The sequence below is a fragment of the Halomonas sp. C22 genome, assembly GCF_007655045.1.
GTDB classification, from domain to species: domain Bacteria; phylum Pseudomonadota; class Gammaproteobacteria; order Pseudomonadales; family Halomonadaceae; genus Vreelandella; species Vreelandella hamiltonii.
Genome location: NZ_VBVC01000004.1, coordinates 338,179 through 352,814, shown reverse-complemented (window position 1 = coordinate 352,814; position 14,636 = coordinate 338,179). Strand labels below are relative to the sequence as shown.

18 protein-coding genes are annotated in these 14,636 nt (G+C 56.9%); 17 read left to right on the top strand and 1 reads right to left on the bottom strand.

Annotated elements, in window-relative coordinates:
• Window positions 1-232 precede the first annotated feature (232 nt).
• From FEU76_RS11040 to FEU76_RS10960, 16 genes are all read left to right on the top strand, one after another.
• Window positions 233-718, top strand: coding sequence for an N-acetylmuramoyl-L-alanine amidase (locus FEU76_RS11040; protein WP_144982940.1), 486 nt, complete (start codon window positions 233-235; stop codon window positions 716-718).
• A 17-nt stretch (window positions 719-735) separates the two neighbouring features.
• Window positions 736-1,023, top strand: coding sequence for a hypothetical protein (locus FEU76_RS11035; RefSeq protein ID WP_144982937.1), 288 nt, complete (start codon window positions 736-738; stop codon window positions 1,021-1,023).
• Window positions 1,020-1,487 (top strand): holin family protein, encoded by a 468-nt coding sequence (locus tag FEU76_RS11030; protein WP_144982934.1) that lies wholly within the window; start codon window positions 1,020-1,022, stop codon window positions 1,485-1,487. The genes FEU76_RS11035 and FEU76_RS11030 overlap by 4 nt, the downstream gene beginning before the upstream one ends.
• 173 nt (window positions 1,488-1,660) lie before the next feature.
• Window positions 1,661-1,930: a hypothetical protein gene (locus FEU76_RS11025; protein WP_144982931.1), complete on the top strand. Its 270-nt coding sequence runs from the start codon at window positions 1,661-1,663 to the stop codon at window positions 1,928-1,930.
• Window positions 1,931-1,982: 52 nt separating this feature from the next.
• Window positions 1,983-2,552 (top strand): hypothetical protein, encoded by a 570-nt coding sequence (locus FEU76_RS11020; protein WP_144982928.1) that lies wholly within the window; start codon window positions 1,983-1,985, stop codon window positions 2,550-2,552.
• Window positions 2,533-4,143 (top strand): terminase, encoded by a 1,611-nt coding sequence (locus tag FEU76_RS11015; protein ID WP_186299132.1) that lies wholly within the window; start codon window positions 2,533-2,535, stop codon window positions 4,141-4,143. The genes FEU76_RS11020 and FEU76_RS11015 overlap by 20 nt, the downstream gene beginning before the upstream one ends.
• Before the next feature lie 20 nt (window positions 4,144-4,163).
• The gene (locus tag FEU76_RS11010) at window positions 4,164-4,613 is read left to right on the top strand and encodes a hypothetical protein (protein ID WP_144982925.1); all 450 of its coding nucleotides are present in this window, start codon (window positions 4,164-4,166) and stop codon (window positions 4,611-4,613) included.
• On the top strand, window positions 4,606-6,864 hold the full coding sequence (locus FEU76_RS11005) for a portal protein (RefSeq protein WP_186299131.1): 2,259 nt from the start codon (window positions 4,606-4,608) through the stop codon (window positions 6,862-6,864). Before FEU76_RS11010 ends, FEU76_RS11005 begins: the two co-directional genes overlap by 8 nt.
• Before the next feature lie 251 nt (window positions 6,865-7,115).
• Complete coding sequence (locus FEU76_RS10995) at window positions 7,116-8,060, top strand: hypothetical protein (protein ID WP_144982919.1); 945 nt, start codon at window positions 7,116-7,118, stop codon at window positions 8,058-8,060.
• Between the two features lie 138 nt (window positions 8,061-8,198).
• The gene (locus FEU76_RS10990; protein ID WP_260851397.1) at window positions 8,199-9,053 is read left to right on the top strand and encodes a phage major capsid protein; all 855 of its coding nucleotides are present in this window, start codon (window positions 8,199-8,201) and stop codon (window positions 9,051-9,053) included.
• A gap of 56 nt (window positions 9,054-9,109) precedes the next feature.
• Entirely contained in the window at window positions 9,110-9,430 is a 321-nt protein-coding gene (locus FEU76_RS10985; RefSeq protein ID WP_144982913.1) for a hypothetical protein, read from the top strand.
• Between the two features lie 3 nt (window positions 9,431-9,433).
• On the top strand, window positions 9,434-10,135 hold the full coding sequence (locus FEU76_RS10980; RefSeq protein ID WP_144982910.1) for a phage adaptor protein: 702 nt from the start codon (window positions 9,434-9,436) through the stop codon (window positions 10,133-10,135).
• Window positions 10,135-10,665: a hypothetical protein gene (locus tag FEU76_RS10975; RefSeq protein ID WP_144982907.1), complete on the top strand. Its 531-nt coding sequence runs from the start codon at window positions 10,135-10,137 to the stop codon at window positions 10,663-10,665. Before FEU76_RS10980 ends, FEU76_RS10975 begins: the two co-directional genes overlap by 1 nt.
• Window positions 10,666-10,673: 8 nt before the next feature.
• A complete protein-coding gene (locus FEU76_RS18590; protein WP_186299135.1) occupies window positions 10,674-11,663 on the top strand; it encodes a hypothetical protein in 990 nt (329 codons plus the stop codon).
• Between the two features lie 68 nt (window positions 11,664-11,731).
• Window positions 11,732-11,983 (top strand): hypothetical protein, encoded by a 252-nt coding sequence (locus tag FEU76_RS10965; protein WP_144982904.1) that lies wholly within the window; start codon window positions 11,732-11,734, stop codon window positions 11,981-11,983.
• Window positions 11,980-12,405 (top strand): hypothetical protein, encoded by a 426-nt coding sequence (locus FEU76_RS10960; protein WP_144982901.1) that lies wholly within the window; start codon window positions 11,980-11,982, stop codon window positions 12,403-12,405. Before FEU76_RS10965 ends, FEU76_RS10960 begins: the two co-directional genes overlap by 4 nt.
• A gap of 2 nt (window positions 12,406-12,407) precedes the next feature.
• Here the strand turns inward: FEU76_RS10960 and FEU76_RS10955 are convergent, their stop codons facing one another.
• Window positions 12,408-12,944 (bottom strand): hypothetical protein, encoded by a 537-nt coding sequence (locus tag FEU76_RS10955; RefSeq protein WP_144982898.1) that lies wholly within the window; start codon window positions 12,942-12,944, stop codon window positions 12,408-12,410.
• A gap of 45 nt (window positions 12,945-12,989) precedes the next feature.
• Here FEU76_RS10955 and FEU76_RS10950 point away from each other — a divergent pair, with 45 nt between their 5' ends.
• Window positions 12,990-14,615, top strand: coding sequence for a hypothetical protein (locus FEU76_RS10950; RefSeq protein WP_186299130.1), 1,626 nt, complete (start codon window positions 12,990-12,992; stop codon window positions 14,613-14,615).
• Window positions 14,616-14,636 lie beyond the last annotated feature (21 nt).

Below are 14,636 nucleotides of genomic sequence, written 5' to 3'. Positions count from 1 at the left end.
GGGCTTAACCGTTCTTCATGAACCGCCGTATACGGAACCGTACGTACGGTGGTGTGGGAGGGCGCCGGGGGTGACCCCGGCCCCTACCCGATCTCTCTGCCGCAATTTGAACCAGAATATTCCCACTATCCAATATTACGCCCTGGCTTTGAGCCGGGGCGTTTTCGTTTCAGGCCCTGCCAGTCTCTGGTGGGGCTTTTCTGTTTCCCCCGCCGTGAGGCGCTGGAGCCCTATGCGATACATCACCCTCCATTGCTCGGCAACGCGGGCAAGCCAGGACGTGGATGCGGCTGAAATCCGCCGCTGGCACCTTGAGCGCGGATTCCGCGATATTGGCTATCACTACGTCATCAAGCGCGACGGCACCGTCGAGACTGGGCGCCTAGAGCATGTGACGGGCGCTCACGTTGGTGGCCACAATGTCGGCAACGTCGGCATCTGCATTGTGGGTGGCGTCGCTCAAGACGGACGCACGCCCGAGAATAATTTCACCCAAGCGCAATGGGGCGCCCTTCGCCCGCTGCTGACCGATCTTCATCAACGCTATCCGAGCGCGATCATCATGGGGCACAACGGCTTTCCCGGTCATGAGTCGCGGGGCTGCCCGTGCTTCGACTGGCGTGCATATCGTGACGCGCTACACAACGAGCATTGGGCAGACAAGCCTGCCGAGTGGAGTGGACACTGGTACGACGAGCTTGATAAGGGGGCGGCGTAATGCCCCAGGAGCGCGACGTGAAACCATCCGTATTCGAGCGACACATGCAGACAGGCATCCAGGTGCTGCTGGTGGCCCTGATTCTCTGGGCGGGCAGTGAGCTGGTAAAGCTTGGCCAGCAGACCGTGGTGCTGGAAGAGCGCCTGACTATGCAGGGGCTGATGCTCCAAGAGATGCGCCACGAGCTGAAAAGCTGGGGTGATACCTACTACCGTACTACCGATGCTCGCCGGGAGCTGGATCAGATCGAGGCACGCATTGATAGCCTGCATAGCCGCGTGTCGGCACTGGAGAATGGGCTGTGAATCTAGTCACGAAAGCGCTGAGCGCCATCACTGGCCCGCTGTTCAGCGTCATCGACAAGGCAGTCACCGACAAGGACGAAGCCAATCGGCTGAAGGCTGAAATCCAGTCGCAGCTGATCGACTCCGATAACAGCATCGTCAAAGCGCAGATGCAGATCATTCTGGCCGAGGCGCAGGGCGAGAGCTGGGCGCAGCGGAACTGGCGGCCTGTGCTGATGCTGGTGATCGTTGCCATCATTGGCAACAACTACCTGATTGCCCCGTACCTGGGCGCCATGTTTGGCGTCGGGCTGCACCTCGATTTGCCAGAACGGCTTTGGGACCTGATGACGCTGGGCGTAGGCGGCTATGTCGCTGGGCGTACCGTGGATAAGGGTATCAAGACCTGGCAGCAGGGCAAGGTTGAGCAATCCATGGTGCAGTCGGGCCTTTACCGAGAAGTCGACGTAAAGCGTAACCCTTAAACATTCTCGCCGTGAGGCGACACGCCACGCTGTGAAGCGTCGCACCGGTCGCGCTGTGAAGCGCCACCCAAAAGGCCATGCCGTGAGGCAGTGCCACCCCGCCGCACGCTGTGAAGCGTCCGGCACCTTTTGATATGCTGTTCCTTTGCGCTAATTAGAATGAGGGGAGCAGGATGAACACCAGCAGGGTCGATTATTATCTTTCCGTTCGCACGGCGAATATTCTGGCGTGTTACGGCTTCGAACTATCGAAGCCCTCCGCTGAGCTTCAGAGCATAGTGGATACAGATGCCTGGAAAGATATTGTCGGCCTTGGCCCGAAGCGACGTGATGAGCTGAGCCAAGCCCTTAGTTTGGCGCAGAAGAACGCTCACGAAAGCATCGCCTATGCTATTGCACTGCTTGAAGCGCATGGCTACACCGTAAGCCCACCGCCAAGCTGAATGACTTTGGACTGCATATTGGAGACGCTGCCAGCAATGGCGGCGTTTTTTTATGGCGAAACGAAACGACTGGGAGCTGATCGAGCGGGAATACAGAACCGGCCGTTTCTCGCTGGCCCAGCTGGAAGCACGGCACGGCGTCAACCGTTCCACCATTTCACGGCGTGCTCGGAAGTATGGTTGGGAGAAAGACCTGACTGATCGCGTCCGTGAGCGCACACAGCAGAAAATTGCCCGGGCATCGCTGCCCCCAGAAGCGCAAGCCGCGCTTGATGACGAGGTGGTCGAGCAGGCCGCGAACGAGAACGCCGCCGTCGTGAAGGGTCACCGCAAAACGCTGGAGCGTTGGCGGGGCATCACTGAGCGTTTCGCGGTACTGCTAGAAAGCCAGCTAGCCGAGGGGAAGATTACAGTCGATTTGCCTAATGGCGGCACTGCTGAAATCGATGTGCCGCTGGAGTACGTCGGCAAGTGCATGGGGCATGGTACCCAGGCGCTGGAGCGTGTGGTGAAGCTGGAGCGCCAGAACTACGGTCTGGACGCCAGCGACAAGGACGACGGCGTGAAGTCGTTTGAAGAGCTGATGGCAGAGGTCGCGCCAAGTGATTCTGGGGCCGAGTGAGCGGGCACGGCAAGTCAAGCGCGCAGAAGCCTACCTGCGAGCCCACGCCAAGGGCAGGCTCTCCGATAAAGCGGACCTGCTGGCCGCGCTGTCACTCAAGTGGTTTCGGCTCAACTCGCTTTACAAGATCAAGAACAAGTCAGGCAAAAAGGTGCGCTTCAAGCCCAACAAGGCGCAGCGTGAACGCTACCTGAATGGGCACTGCCTGGATTTGATTCTGAAGGCTCGCCAGCTCGGTTTTACCACGTTCGAGATGATCGACGCGCTGGATGACTGCCTTTTCAAGGACAACTTCGCCGCGGGCTGTATTTGCCACAAGCTGGAAGACGCGCAGGACATCTTCAGGAACAAGATCACGTTCGCCTACGAGAACATCGACGACGCCTGGCACGCACTGCTGAAGATGCTGGGTACCAAGATACCCAGGGCGATCAGCGACAAGTCAGGATCGGGTGCCTACGTCTTTGATAACGGCTCAAGCATCAAGGTCAGCACCTCTTACCGGGGCGGCACACTTCAGCGCCTTCATGTATCGGAGTTCGGCAAAATCTGCCGTCAGTTCCCGCACAAAGCAAAGGAAATTGTGACCGGTGCGTTTGAAGCGGTGGGCATCGGTAATCAGATCACACTGGAGTCGACCGCCGAAGGGCGTGAGGGCTATTTCTTCGACTACTCGCAGACCGCGCAGCAGCTCAAGGAGATGGGACGGCCACTGACGGAGTTGGATTTTCAGTTCCACTTTTTCCCGTGGTGGCAAGAGCCGACTTACACGATGAACCCCACGGGTGTCGTGATCCCGCAGCGGCTAAACGAATACTTCGAGCAGCTAGAGCATAAGCACCGGATCACAACCACCCCGGGTCAACGCGCTTGGTATGCAAAAAAAGCCGAGAAGCTGCAAGACGATATGCAGCGTGAATACCCCAGCACACCCGAGGAAGCGTTCAGCCAGTCAGTGGAAGGCGCCTACTTCGCCACGCAAATGCAGTTCCTGCGTAAGAACAAGCGACTCACTAGCCAAGTCCAGGTGAACCCCAGCCTTCCGGTTTACACCGCATGGGACTTGGGCATGAACGACACCATGGCGATTTGGTTTGCCCAGGTCGTTGGGCGTGAAGTGCACCTGGTGGACTACCTAGAAGGCGAGGGCGAAGGCATCGAATACTATGCCGACCTGCTTAACAAGAAGGGCTATCGCTATGGTGGCCACTTCGGGCCGCACGATCTGGCCGTTAGGGAGCTGGGTACCGGCAAAAGCCGCGCCGATGTGGCTAAGGGCTTTGGCATCAATTTTGAAACGGTCCCGCGCATTAGCAATCACGCCGAGGGCGTGCAGGCCACGCGTCAATTCCTGCCGATGTGCTGGATTGACGAGGAGGCCTGCCACCAGGGTGTGCTTTGCCTCGATAACTATCGGAAGGAATGGGACGACAAGCGCGGCGTGTACAAGTCGACGCCTCGCCACGATTGGGCATCGCACGGTGCCAAGGCGCTGGAAACCCTCGCCCGTTCATCGCTATTTACCAGGGCGCAACTGCCCGCTACTGCCGCTAACCGCTCTTCACGCGGTGGCTGGAGCGCTCACACATAATCACCCCGCCGGGAGGCGCCATGATTCACACCACCCCGAACGGCTCGCAGCAACAGCGCGCCCGCACGGCAGCATTGCGCCTGTCAGGCCTGCAAGGCCGGGAGATTGAGAAGTTTGCCCGCGATGCCGCCATGGGCATGGCGCAAGAGTTGATGAAGCACGGTATTCCAATTCCCTCAAAGCGCTTTCGCCCGGACGTGGGGCATGTGCAGATCGATATGATCATCATCGAGGAAAAAGTCACAGCACCAGAGCCTGGCATGCGCCTGCAGTTTGAGATCGAGGGCAAAATGGGCGTGACGTTTAACGTCAAGCTGCTGGAGTTCCTTGACGATCCTGCTGGCTATATCACTGACCTGTTCACGCAGCTTGGCCCGATGCGCCGAAACGTGCAGCGGATGCGCACTCGCAAGCGTTCTGCTGATGCTGCTATTTACCGTGCGATCACCCAGGGTGCCGCCAATGCCTAGCCTGGGCTTGCTTCAGTACAAATCGGCGTCTGCCATGCACGCCGAGCGGATAGCCGCAGCCCAGCAAATGGCCGCCGAGGAAGAGCGCCGACGCCAGTTGATGGAAACATCGCTGGGGGCGCATATCCGCCGTTCATGGGAGTCAGCCAAGGTCGCCAAGCAAGAGGTCGAGTATCGGCTACTGGATTGTCTGCGCCGACGTAAAGGCGAGTACGACCCGAGCAAGCTGGCTGCTATCCGCAAGGAGGGCGGCGCCGAGATTTACATGATGCTGACCGCGACCAAGTGCCGTGCCGCTGGGGCGTGGATACGCGACATCATGATGCCTGCCAATGAGCAACCGTGGGGCCTACAGCCTACGCCGGTGGCGGACGTGCCAGACGAGTACGTGATGCCCGTGTTTCAGCAGCTCCAACAGCAAGCGATGCAGGCTCAGCAAGAGGGCCAACAGGTCGACATGGCCGCTCTGATCGACAAGGCCCGGGAGCAGGTTCGGCAAATGGCGCAGGAAATGGCCGAGGAAGCTGCCGAGCGACACGAGGATGTGATTGCCGATCAGTTGGCTGAAGGCGGCTGGTCGGAAGCATTCGAGCAATTCGTGGATGATTTCACGACATATCCCGCCGCCTTCATTCGTGCCCCGATCCTGCGCCGTGTGCCCACGCTGGAGTGGCTGGAAGGCTGGCAGCCGGTAAAAAGCACCACGATTCGGCCTGAGTTTGAGCGGATTTCCCCGTTCGATATGTACCCAAGCCCAGATGCCACCAACGTGGATGACGGCGCGTTCATCATCGAGCGCGCACGCTTCACGCGCATGCAGCTGAATCAGCTCATTGGAGTGCCGTCGTTCAATGAAGAGGCGATTCGTCGCGTGTTGGAACAGTATGGTCAGGGTGGCCTGCGTAACTGGCTATGGACGGATGGCGAGCGTGCCGAGCTGGAAGGGCGTGGCCATGAATGGCTGACCCACGGTGAAACCATCGACGGCCTGATCTACTCCGGCGGAGCCCAGGGCGTCACGCTACTGCAATGGGGTATCAATCCTGACGACATTGAAGACCCGCTGGCTGAGTATGAGATTGAGGCCATTTTGATTGGCCAGCACGTCATCCGTGTGCGCATCAACCGCGACCCGCTGGAGCGTCGCCCTTATCACAAGGCCAGCTATCAGCCTGTGCCAGGCAGTTTCTGGGGCCAGGGCATCCCTGAGTTGATGGCGGATATTCAGGACGTGTGCAACGCCACGGCGCGCAGCCTGGTGAACAACCTCGCCATTTCATCCGGGCCGCAAGTGGAAGTGTACGAAGACCGCCTGCAGCCGCAAGAAGACCCGACCAATATCTACCCGTGGAAAATCTGGCGCACCAAGGACAGCCAAGTCACGGGCAACAACGCGGCCGTTCGATTCTACCAGCCCGACAGTAACGCCGCTGAGCTGCTGGCTGTGTATGACCAGTTCGAGCGACGTGCTGATGATGCCACCAATATTCCCCGGTACACCTACGGCAACGAGCGCGTTGGCGGTGCCGGGAATACGGCCAGCGGTTTATCCATGCTGATGGAGTCGGCAAACAAGGGTATCAAAGACGCGATACGCCATATTGACCGCGGCGTCATGCGGCGGGTGATCGAAGCGCTTTGGCTCTACAACATGCAGTACAGCGACGACCGCAGTATCAAGGGCGATTGCAACGTGGTGGCCCGTGGCAGCTCTGCCATGTTGATCCGCGAACAGACGAATATGCTACGTCAGCAGTTCCTGCAGTTGACTCAGAATGATATCGACATGGGCATTCTGGGCATGGAAGGACGCCGTAAGCTACTGGCCAGCGCGGCAGACAAGCTGGACATGCCGGGCCTGGTGCCGTCGTTCGAGGAGATGGAGCATAACCTGGCCGAGCAGCAACAAGCCCAACAGGCGCAACTGGACGCCCAGCAACAAATCGAGCAGGCCAAAGCCCAGGCTGAGGTAGCTGTGAAGCAAGCGCAAGCGCAGAAGTACGGCGCCGATGCTGCCGGTACCCAAGTGGATACCCAGATAGCCCAGCAGATGGCACCGCTAGACGCCCAGCACCTGCTGGCCCAGATTGCCAAGCTCATTGCTGAGACACAGCGAGGACAGCATGAACGAGCCCCAATGGAAAGCCCTGTCACGCATTCGCAGCAGCCCCGAGGGCCAGCACCTGCTGGATATCCTCAACTCCCAGCGCGAGGACTGTCGCAACCAGCTGGAGCAATGCCGCGACAGTAACGAGATTGCGCGCAAGCAGGGCGAGGCGACTACCTTGGCGGGGATCATTGAGAAGCTGGAAACGGCACGCGAGGTAATTGATACGCGTTTCAAATAGCCGGGTATTGCCCGGCCTCACAAGCAAGCCGCTTCTCCGGAGGCGGTTTTTTTGTGGGCAGCGCTCAACACTGCAGGTTGAACCCGTTACCCGAATCGTGAACCCCGGCTAAGCCCGGCTCACAGACACGCCGAGAGGCGTCAAAGGAGTTGAAATGTCACTACCCCAGTCCGTCCAGGCACAAGTTGCCGCCGCCGCACAGCACTTTGAGCGAGAACCAGCGAACCCCGACACCGAAGAGGTGACGGCTCCTGAGCCCGAGCAAAACCCGCCAAGCGACCCTGAGAAGCCGGACACTGCAAAGCCAGAAGCGCAACCCGCTGAGCCGCCGAAAGACGCGCCCAAGCCTGAAAGTCAGGACGCCCTGTACTGGCAACACCGCTTTCAAGTGCTGCAAGGCAAGTACAACAGCGAGCTGCCAGCGCTGCGCCATGAGATCGAACAGCTGAAAGAGCAGGTGGCGAGCAAAGACCAGCTACTGAAAGCGCAGGAGCAAAAAGCGCCCGATAACGGCATTACGGATGAACAGCTCGCCCACTTCAAACAGGAGTACGGCGAAGACCTGATCACATTTATCGAGCGCATGACCCGGAACGGCGCCGCCCCGCTTGAGACTGGCAATACCAAAGAGCTGCAAGAGCGTCTGGATCGTCTCGAGAACGAGAAGCACGAAGACGCAGAAGCGCGTTTTTGGGTGAGCCTGGAGCAAGCGGTGCCCAGCTTCCAGCAGATCAACAGCGATGCCGGATTCCTGCAGTTCCTCAGCACGTTCGACCCGCAAACGGGCAAGCAGTACCAACAGGCCCTCAGTCAGGCGCAACAATCGCTCGACGCGAAAGGGGTGGCCGACGTTTTCAAACTCTATCTGAACCAGGCAGCGCCGAAGCCGCAAGAGACGCGCACGGTCCCCGATGAACAAGTAGAGCCTCGCACCACAAAAGCAGCGCCCACACCGAAAGCCCAAGGCGGGAAGCTGTGGACCGGTGCGGATATTTCACAGTTCTATCGTGACAAGACCGCTGGCCGCTACTCTGCTGACGAAGCGGAGCGCTTGGAAGCCGACATATTTGCCGCCCAACGTGAAGGCCGGGTTCGATAACCCGGCTGGCGGTTCCGATTCCTCGCCGTGAGGCGATAAGAGGGTATTCCAATGGCAGGTCCAACACGCGCCCCGGCGCATCCTGACTACTCCAGCACGTCCAGCTCCGGGTTTATCCCGCAGGTCTGGTCAGGAAAAATGATCGAGAAGCTGTATAAGCGAACCTGTTTCGCTGAAATCTCCAACACGGACTATGAGGGAGAAATCAAGTCGCAAGGCGATACGGTGATGATCCGCACCACGCCGTCTATCACCATCCGCGACTATGAAGTGGGTGGCGGCCTGAACTATGAAAAGCCGACCAGCGATAAGGTCGAGCTGCATATCGATAAGGCCAAGTACTTCGCCTTCGAAGTCAACGACGTCGATGAGTACCAATCTGACATCAAACTGATGGATAACTGGTCAGAAGATGCTGGCCAGCAAATGAAAATTGCCATCGACAAGGTGATTCTGGGCGACGTGTTTGCTGACGCGGCCGCAGAGAATGCTGGTAATGCCGCCGGTCGTGAGTCGAGCAGTTATGACATGGGCGAGGCAGGCGCGCCGGTGGAAGTCACCAAGACCAACATCCTCGACGTCATTGTGGATTGCGGCTCGGTACTTGATGAGCAGAACGTGCCCGATGACCAGCGCTGGATCGTGTTGCCCGCCTGGATGAATGGCATGCTCAAGAAGTCAGACCTGCGGGACGCGAGCGCCATGGGGGATAACACCTCGGTGTTCCGTAACGGTAAAGTCGGCATGCTCGACCGATTCGACGTGTATATCAGCAACAACATGTCGAAAGTGACCGACGCGACCACCACACGCCAAGCCACTAACTGCATCTTCGGTCACAAAAAAGCGCTCACCTTTGCGTCGCAAATGACCAAGATGGAGGATCTGCCCAATCCCACTGACTTTGGCCAGCTGGTGCGCGGCCTGAACGTTTTTGGTTACGAGGTCATTGACCCCAACGCCATGGGCCACCTGTACGCCGAGCGCGGCTAAGCCGTCACCTACGCCACCTTCCAGGGTGGCGTTTTACTTTCCGTGAGGAAATACGCATGACCAAGACACTGATTGAGCGGATTGAAGAAGCCGTCACGAAAGACGATCTGGAGCCGCTGGCCGAAACGTTATCGGTATCCATTGATAAGCGGCAAGGCGTTGAGACCATCCGCGCCGAGCTGCTGGAGGCCGCTGAAGCCTTGGCAGAGCAGGGCGTTACAGAGGCGGGCGCGCTGCCTGGTGAAGAGGCACCGGAACAAGGTGAAGAACCTGCAACCCCGGCGTACCAGGGCAGAATGCTCAAGCACCTGAAAAACGGGCGTAAATTCCCATGGACGGCTGCGCTGGCCAAAAACCGATACATGCAGGAGGTGTAAGCGATGGCCGTCACGACTGTAGGCACCGTCATTCGTAACACCAAGTTGGTGTTGCAGGAAGTGACGGCTGCCGGTACCCGCTGGACCAACGAAGAGCTGATTGGCTGGCTGAACGAGAGTTACCAGGCCATCGTACAGATCAAGCCGGATGCGTCTTCGATTAACGCCCCCGTCTCCCTGGTCGCAGGCACGCGTCAGCAGATTCCAGACGATGGCCTGCGACTGATCGACGTGGTGCGCAATACCGCAACGCTTAGCGACAAACTGGGCATCCTGGTGACCAGTCGTCGCGCGCTGGATACCACGCGCCGTAGCTGGCACGCCGATGAGCCCAGCGTCAATATTGAGCAGTACGTGTTCGATGACCAGGACCCTACCCGCTTCTATGTATATCCGCCGGCGGCCGATGGGGCTGAAGTGGAGCTGATTTATTCCTCTACACCGACGCCGCACGATGTGTCGCAAGGACTCGATGGCCTTAAAGATGAAACGATCCGGCTGAACGACAGCTATGCACCGGTGATTACCGATTACATTTTGTATCGGGCGTACTCGAAAGATGCCGAACACGCGGCCAACCTCAACCGCGCCCAGATGCACATGCAGGCGTACATGGGGGCCTTGGGTCAGAAAGTAGAGGTGGCTCGGGCTATCTCACCGAACGCGCCTGACAACTCATCCAATCCGCCACGGACGCGTCAGTAATGGACTTGCTGCAAACAGTGGTGCAGGACGTTCCTGAATCGCCGTTGATGAGCGTGCGTGATGCTATCCGCTGGGCAGAGTTCCGGCTTTGCCAGGACGGCAATGCCTGGATCATTGACGCCCCTGTAACACAGGAGGGGGCCATCATGGCCCCCGACGGTACTCACTGTGTACGTGTGCTCACGCTCTTCCGTGACGGCCGCGTTATGACCCCAAGCGTCGACTATGAGCAGCTATCGCCGGAAAACGTAAGCATCTATCGGGTGGGCGATGGCGATACGTTCTCGGCGCGTGTGGCCGTCAAGCCAACTAGCGACGGCAGCTTGCCAGAGGAGTTGCGCCGCCAGCACTTTGAAACCCTTCGCCACGGCGCGACTCATCGATTGCTGCTGTTGCCTCAGCCGTGGCGCAACCCCGAGCAGGCCACTTATCACGAAACCTATTTCAAAGCTGGCATTAATGATGCTTACCGTCTGTCGGTTTACGGTAAGCAACAGGGTGCGCGCGTTCAGCCGCGTCGATTCATTTAGGGGGCTGTATGTCATTCGAGCAGGCTGTTGTACAGCTAGAACAAACGAACGCCGCGTTGCAAGAGGAGGTGGTTCGCTTCCGCGACGCGGCGATGGGCCTTAACGCCATCTACCCGACGATCACCGAAGGTCGGCAGGCCGTGTCCGACGGCAAATATTTCAGCGTGCCGGGCAATGGGGCGTATATGCGCCTGTACCGTCGGCAGGGAAGTAGTGCGGAATTGATTGCGGAGTTTCCAGATCGCGCCCAGGTGCAGAGTCTGGTTGATACATTGGGTGGGCGCGGAGTTGTTGGTGGCTCTGGCGATTTGATGGCCCAGGGGTATCAGGGTTTGGGTTCATCTGATGCGATTTCAGTGCCAACGCTCAAAGCGAATTTTACTTCGGGGTTTAACCGTATTTCTGGAAGCACTGAAGACGCGCCGCCCGGCATCGCAAGTAATTTCTGGGGCTTAGGGCTACTCGGCTCTTCGTTTCAAGGCCGCCAGCATAGTCTGATTAACTTTTTTCAGGGCAACAGTCAGCCGCCGGATGTGTGGTTTGGAGCTAGGTCAGGTGACCCGACAGCTAATTGGTCGTATGCCCGTGCTTATCACAACCGCAACATCCTCGGCACCGTATCCCAGGTTGACGGCGTGCCCACTGGCGCGATTATCGAGCGGGGGGGTAATGCGAACGGGGAGTATGTGAAGTTTGCGGACGGGACGCTTTTCATGTGGCTGACTGTTCAGGCTTCTATGCCACTAACTGGTATTGGTTCAGAGTTCTCAGCGGAAGTTAATTATCCAGTGCGTATATTGTCGAACGCGACAACCCGCCTGATTCCCATTGTTAATTCTGCCGCCTCTGCTTGGAGTGTTCCTGCCGAGCGTTGGAAATTTGACATTGGTGCTAGAACCAATACGGCTGATTACGGAAATGTTCAGGGCAGACGTCGTGAGGCAGGCGTCGCAGTTACAGGCGAGTTTTTAGTTTTTGTTTCAGCAAGGTGGGCCTAATGAACCTAACACTCAATCTATCCCCCGTCCGTAGTAAAGAAGAAACAACAGCCTCGCTCGCAGGCACCGTGCTAACCATCAACGGCACCGATTACGATCTATCTGAGCTACCCGACGGCGCAACCGCACAGCACCCTGAACTCGGCACCGTGGCGCGCAATGGCAGCGAGTACGAATGCACGATTCGCTTAGGCCATGGCCCCAACGCTCCACACGAAACGCGGTTCCCCGCACCCATCGTACTGGAAGGCCACTACGGGCCGATTGAGCTACCGCTGTATGACGTAGTGCCCGAAGAAGAGCAGGAGCCGACAGAATGAGCTGGTTACAAGACGCCGAAGTGACGTTTCCTTTATCTGATGAAGAAAAGCTAGAGATAGCGAAAGCCGCTAAAATACGTGAAATTAATAATGCATACACAAAAGCAGCTAAACCTCTCATTGTAGATTATCCCGACCTAGAACAAGCGACGTGGATAGCTCAGGAGTCAGAAGCGCGTTTATACTTAGCTTGGTATGCTGATCAACATGGGGAACCACCTTCGACGCCTGTATTAAACTCTATTTTACTAGGTAGAAATGGCGACTCGGGCAGTGAATCTCTTTACGAATTATGTACAGCAGTACAAGAGAATGCTGATCGATTTACGGCTTTCCAAGTTTTGACAGGTAAAAGGCAAAGACTTGTTAGAAGCGTAAAGCATGCAAAAACTATAGGATACATAGAGTCGGTGGTCTTTTGAGTTTAGCTATTGATTATGTTTTTGAAATCCAAAAAGATCCAAGCTGCTAGGCTCATCGATACCAAAATTAATATAGCAATCGCAAGGGATGAAAGTGTTTCTTTTGGCAGCATTGATTGCAATGTAAATGCTAATAGTAAGTAGTTGAAGATCATTAGTAGCAATGGCGCGGATTTTGCCAGCCTATGTCCGAATGGCTGTGTTCTGAATACTTGGAAAAAGACAGTTTCTTCACTTACGCTAAAGCCGGGCATTTTTTTAGGTTGTGACATACACCCCGCTTCAATCAAAGCGAGCCTGTGCCTTTCTTGAATAAAGGTTAGTCTTCTTATAGAGAGGTAAATGATATAAATGATTAATAGGGATAATGATAATAAAAATGCGGCTATCAGCTTTTCATTTTCTTTTAACAAGAAATACCAGCCCGCAAAAGTACCCGCCTGCACTGATGATAATATAGCCATCTTTGACCAAATTAAGTCGTAACATTTTAGAAATATGTCTTTATCAATGCTGGCGGCAAACTCTGACTTATCCATTTATTACGCTCGCTGATTAGTGTAACCAAAATACATGGTGTCGACGTGAAAATCCAACATAGCGCCTTTCGCGGCGAGCTGCCGATCATGGACGCTCGCCTGTTGCCAGAAAACAACGCCCAGCGGGCACGTAACGTCTACCTGAAACGGGGCACACTCAAGCCCGAGCGTGCACCGCTCACCATTGAGTCGCTTAGCGTGGTCGCGAATCCTTCAACGCTTTACCGCTACCCCAGCGGCAACGATGGGCAAGGCTTCTGGTTGACGTGGGGCATGGGGCGTAACGTTCACGTGGTGAAGTCGCCGCTCGCGAATGACGACTTTTCACGCGTGTACTGGACCGGAGACGGCCCGCCTAAAATGGGCGGTATCAGCGATATTACGAGTGGCACGCCGCCGTACCCAGGTAATAGCTACCGCTTGGGTATTCCTGCGCCGACGAGTGCACCGTCAGCAACAGTCCCTAGTGGGCGGACACCAATCGACGAACGCCCACCGACGACGCTGGAAACCTCGTATGTGGTCACGCTCATTTCTCGCTTTGGCGAAGAGGGAGCGCCCAGCGCGCCCAGCAATATCATTGAACGGTGGGATATGGTCATTGGCGCGCCTACGGGCGGCGAGGTGCAGCTGGCATTACCTAGCGTGCCCAGTGGCAGCCATGACATTGTGACCAAGCGCATTTACCGCGCCGAGTCGAATGGCATCTATCAATACGTAGCCGATGTAAGCGCATCCACCAGTGAATACGTTGATAACTACACCAGCGCCCAACTTGGCCGCGCATTGCCGTCGGTGGAGTGGGATATGCCCGATCCCAGACTTCAAGGATTAACCGCACTCCCTGGCGGCATACTGGCCGGTTTCTTTGAAAACACGTTGTGCTTTAGTGAGGCGTACTTGCCACACGCCTGGCCAGTGGCTTACCAGCTAGCTTTCAAAGACAACATCGTTGCCATTGGTGCCACGTCGTCAGGACTCATCGTGGCGACACAGGGGCAGCCTTACCTTGTCAGCGGTGCGAGCCCCGAGGCCATGTCGCCTATGCAGCTGGATGTTGACCAGCCTTGTATATCAGCACGGTCGCTGGTGGATATGGGCGAGTACGTTATTTACGCAGGCCACGAGGGGCTAGTCGCTGCTGGTGGTCGTGATGCCCGCGTGGTGACTGCCGAGGTGTTTACAAAAGACCAGTGGCAAGCGCTGAACGCCAGCACCATGCATGCTTATCGTTACGATGGCCGTTACCTTGCCTTCTATGACGGTGGCTGCATGGTGTTTACGCCCGGTGAAGGCGTCGAGTTCTTGGATATTAATGCCAGCGGCGGCTATCACGACATTGCAGCGGGCACGCTCTACTTGATCCAGAACAGCGCTATTAAGGCGTGGGGGCAAGGAGGGGCGATGACGTACACCTGGCGCTCTCGTTTGCACGAAGTACCCCCAGGCAGTGCAGGCTTTACTTGTGGCAAGTTGATTGCCTCCCATTACCCCGTTCGCCTCATCATTCGTGCAGACGGCAACCAAGTGATGGATACCCAAGTTCCCAATTCGGGTATGTTCCGACTCCCAGCGGGCTACACGTTGTGCCGCGACTGGGAAATTGAAATCCAAAGCAGCAATGAAGTGCAATCCATCCAGATCGCGACCTCTCCCAGCGAATTGATTTAACCCTTTCAGGCTCACCGTGAG